This is a genomic window from Kitasatospora sp. NPDC007106, from assembly GCF_040634455.1.
Taxonomy (GTDB): Bacteria; Actinomycetota; Actinomycetes; order Streptomycetales; family Streptomycetaceae; genus Kitasatospora; species Kitasatospora arboriphila.
Window position 1 is genome coordinate 1 of record NZ_JBEYFP010001117.1, and the last position, 1,667, is coordinate 1,667.

2 protein-coding genes are annotated in these 1,667 nt (G+C 76.0%); one reads left to right on the top strand and one right to left on the bottom strand.

The window, feature by feature from the left end:
• A partial coding sequence (locus ABZ641_RS36315) for an MFS transporter (RefSeq protein ID WP_359988766.1) occupies window positions 1-581 on the bottom strand: 581 nt, incomplete at its 3' end.
• A gap of 94 nt (window positions 582-675) precedes the next feature.
• On the opposite strand from ABZ641_RS36315, the gene ABZ641_RS36320 reads away from it, so the two are divergent.
• Window positions 676-1,431, top strand: a complete 756-nt coding sequence (locus ABZ641_RS36320; RefSeq protein WP_359988768.1) for a helix-turn-helix transcriptional regulator — start codon at window positions 676-678, stop codon at window positions 1,429-1,431.
• Window positions 1,432-1,667 lie beyond the last annotated feature (236 nt).

Sequence of the window (1,667 nt, forward strand, 5' to 3'; positions counted from 1 at the left end):
GTGCCCAGCCCGTCTTCCACACCCCCTGGCGCGGCGGCACCGCCTACGCCACCGCTGGCCAGCACCGGGGCGAGGAAGAAGCCGACGCTGCCGCCCGCCGCGAACACGCTCATCGCCGTCGTGCTGCCGCCCGCCGCCTCCCGCGCGGAGCGCCCGGCCGCCGGGTGGAACATCGCCACCCCGAGCCCGGACAGCAGCACCAGCAGCCAGACCGCGGCGTACGAGGACACCAGCCCCGCCGCACCGAGGCCGACCCCGGCCAGGGCCACGCCGAGGGTGGCCGTCCCGCCGAGCCGCCAGCGGTCCACGGCCAGTCCGACGAAGGGCTGCGGCACGGCGCTGCCGACGGTGGCCGCCATCGCGAGCCCGCCGACCGCCACGTAGTCGTAGCCCCGGTCGAGCGCGAAGTACGGCACCACGGCGGGGACGAGGCCCTGGTAGAAGTCGTCGACGGCGTGCGCGGCGCCCCACAGGCCCATCCGCCGCCAGACCCCGCCGGACTCCGGCGGCCCGGCTGCCGCGGGTACTGCGGGTGCTCCGGTTCCGGTGGCGTTCCGGTGCGCGGTGTCGTCCAGGGTCATCCCGCCTCCTCGGTGGCTCGCCGGCGAGCGTTCGCCGGCGGTGACCAGCCTGGCCCGCGGCACCGGGGACGGGCTTCCGATACTCTGCCGATCCATGTCGCCAACCCGCCGGGAACTGACCGGCCCGACCCGGCAGCCGCTGGCCCACCGTGAGCGGATCGACTGGCACTTCCACACCGTCAACCAGCTGATCTGCCCGGGTCGCGGCGTGCTGGAGGTGTCCACCCCGCAGGGCAGCTGGGCGGTTCCCGCGCACCGCGGGGTCTGGCTGCCGGTCGGCGTGCCGCACGCCCACCGGGCCCACGGGCCCAGCGAGTTGCGCAGTCTGAGCTTCCCCGCGGAGGTCAATCCGCTGGCGCTGAACCGGCCGGCGGTGCTGGCGGTCAGCCGGCTGCTGTGGGAGGTGGTCGAGGTGATGAGCGGTCCCGAGCCGCCGCAGGGCGAGCAGTTCCGCGCCCTGGAGCGGGTGGCGCTGGACCAGTTGTGCCGGGCGCCCGCCCTCGGCCTGGAGCTGCCGACGCCCTCGGACCCGCGGCTGCGGGACCTCGCCGACCTGCTGGCCGCGGACCCGGCCGACGACCGGACACTGGCCCGACTCGGCGCCGCCGTGGGCGCGTCCGAGCGCACGCTGAGCCGGCTGTTCCGGCAGGAGACCGGCATGAGCTTCCCGCAGTGGCGGGCGCAGCTGCGACTGCACCGCGCGCTGACCCTGCTGGCCGCGGGGCGTTCGGTGACCTCGGTGGCGGCGGCCTGCGGCTGGTCCTCGCCGAGTTCGTTCGTGGAGTCGTTCCGGAAGGCCTTCGGCACCACCCCCGGCCGCCACCAACGGGAGGGCGGCCCGCTGCGCTGAGGGGTGCCGCGCCCGCGCCCGTACCACCCGCCCGAACGCCGGATCGAGCGCCCGGAACCGGCCCGGACCAACCGGGCAAAGCCCTGGTCGGCGTGCCTGCTGCGTGCAAGGATCACGGGCATGCCCTCGATCCCCGCTCTCCGCTCGTGGCTCCGGACGCTCCCCGCGGACGAGGTGCGAATACTGGTGGCCCGTCACGAGGCCGCACACGGACCGGATTCCGTCCGGTACCGGGG

Excerpts from the sequence above, each read along its gene's own strand:
- ABZ641_RS36320 (WP_359988768.1), top strand. The coding sequence starts at position 676 with ATGTCGCCAACCCGCCGGGAACTGACCGGCCCGACCCGGCAGCCGCTG.